This window comes from Candidatus Thioglobus sp. (genome assembly GCF_028599055.1).
Taxonomy (GTDB): Bacteria; Pseudomonadota; Gammaproteobacteria; order PS1; family Pseudothioglobaceae; genus Thioglobus_A.
This window is the reverse complement of sequence record NZ_JAQRMS010000238.1, coordinates 1-1,609: the sequence shown is the minus strand read 5'-3', so window position 1 is coordinate 1,609 and position 1,609 is coordinate 1. Positions and strand designations below refer to the sequence as shown.

Annotated in this window: 2 protein-coding genes and 1 pseudogene; all 3 read right to left on the bottom strand. The window is 43.4% G+C overall.

Annotated elements, in window-relative coordinates:
- Positions 1 to 225, bottom strand: a pseudogene (locus PSN35_RS07620) (hypothetical protein); the annotation flags it as partial.
- Positions 226 to 251: 26 nt separating this feature from the next.
- A complete protein-coding gene (locus tag PSN35_RS07615) occupies positions 252 to 761 on the bottom strand; it encodes a hypothetical protein (protein WP_300031688.1) in 510 nt (169 codons plus the stop codon).
- Between the two features lie 646 nt (positions 762 to 1,407).
- Positions 1,408 to 1,518 (bottom strand): hypothetical protein, encoded by a 111-nt coding sequence (locus tag PSN35_RS07725; protein WP_367183426.1) that lies wholly within the window; start codon positions 1,516 to 1,518, stop codon positions 1,408 to 1,410.
- Between the last annotated feature and the right edge of the window lie 91 nt (positions 1,519 to 1,609).

The window sequence follows — 1,609 nt, the reverse complement described above, 5'->3', positions numbered from 1 at the left end:
GTAGGTCTTTCCGGGAGGTATCGCCTCTCTATGATTCAGGGTCTTTCCGGGAGGTACGACCTCTCTATGATGCAGGGGCTTTCCGGGAGGTACGACCTCTCTATTTTGTAGCATCTTTCCAGGAGGTACGACCTCTCTATGATGTATGGTATTTCCGGGAGGTACGACCTCTCTATGATGTATGGTCTTTCCGGGAGGTACGACCTCTATATGATGCAGGGTCATTCCGGGAGGTATCGCCTCTCTATGATTCAGGGTCTTTCCGGGAGGTACGACCTCTCTATGATGTATGGTCTTTCCGGGAGGTACGCCTCTCTATGATGTAGGATCATTGCGGGAGGTATCGCCTCTCTATGATTCAGGGTCTTTCCGAGAGGTATGACCTCTCTATGATGTATGGTCTTTCCGGGAGGTACGGCCTCTCTATGATGTAGGGCCATTGCGGGAGGTACGACCTCTCTATGATGTATGGTCTTTCCTGGAGGTACGACCTCTCTATGATATATGGTCTTTCCGGGAGGTACGACCTCTCTATGATGCAGGGTCATTCCGGGAGGTATCGCCTCTCTATGATGCAGGGTCTGTCCGAGAGGAACGACCTCTCTATGATGCAGGGTCATTGGGGGAGGTATCGCCTCTCTATGATGCAGGGTCTTTCCGGGAGGTACGACCTCTCTATGATGTATGGTCTTTCCGGGAGGTATGGCCTCTCTATGATGTAGCATCTTTCCGGGAGGTACGACCTCTCTATGATTTAGCATCTTTCCGCGATGTACGATTTCTCTAGGATAAAATATTTCCTCTCCAGGATTTAGAGGATATCTGAGAGGAAGCTTTTCTCAAGAACATAGATTGTCATCAGCTTCAACCTCAAACTCCAAAATACACAAAATCAACACAAGATGCTGATGGAAATCCATGTAAAGCAATTGGCTTGTATACTATCACAAAGCTGTGAAGGGGTTAAACAGGTATTAATGCCTTTCACTCTTGATAACTAGACTTCAAGCTACCAAACGGATATAAATGAAGTTAGGTTTAATGAAAAATGTTATTCAATAATCTAGATTTATCAGCCTGTGTGAGTAGTATAGTTCGAGGCTTGACACCGTGGTTATGCAATCGGTACACCATCTAATCGGTATAAATCCTCGCACTATACTACTTGTGTGTGTGTGTGTGTGTGCATTGTCCAATCAATCGATCTTATTCCATTCCTTAATCCTGCCACATTTTTGTTCCTGTTGAAACGAGGATCTAGATTTCCAACGTCATATGACGATATCATATGTTGTGTTGTTGTTTTTTATTCAGTTGTTTGTGGTGAGAGGTGGTTGCTCGTTTTGTTGGTAATAATTGAATTGTTGTCAGTCACTGTTTTGAACTTTCTCTTCATAATACCGGTACTTACGCATTAGTAATAGACTTGAACCTTTCTTGACCAGCTGTGTCCCAAATCTGGGCCTTTATCACTTTATCCTCAATTTCCATACTCCTGAAAGTTACAAAAGTCCAAATAAATTGTATATCAATGAATCCAATTATAACTCAAGCCAGAATACATATAGCTGAAATACTGATAAAACCAATCAATCAATTTATCCTGCAA